This is a genomic window from Stieleria mannarensis, assembly GCF_014154935.1.
Classification (GTDB): domain Bacteria; phylum Planctomycetota; class Planctomycetia; order Pirellulales; family Pirellulaceae; genus Stieleria; species Stieleria mannarensis.
Map to the genome: position 1 here is coordinate 1 of NZ_JACEHH010000267.1, position 204 is coordinate 204.

Genomic DNA, 204 nt, shown 5'->3' on the forward strand with positions numbered 1-204 from the left:
GTGCTGACCATCAGCCAAACGCACGAGTTGATCGGTCAGGCCAACACGTTGCGGATCTACGCGTATTTCTGGACCGCTTATTCGATGGGCCTGAGGCTTAACGAAGCGCTTCATCTGCAGACGACGGATCTGCAAAGCCAACGCGGGTTTGCCCACATCCATCGCGGCAAGGGCGCAAAGGATCGTTACGTCCCACTGCCAGAT

The 204-nt window shown here is 56.9% G+C and carries 1 protein-coding gene; it reads left to right on the forward strand.

The genetic code is table 11. From position 1 onward, the window contains the following. Window positions 1–204, forward strand: a 204-nt coding sequence (locus tag H1B37_RS33270; RefSeq protein ID WP_182871565.1) for a tyrosine-type recombinase/integrase, incomplete at both ends; no start/stop codon positions are given.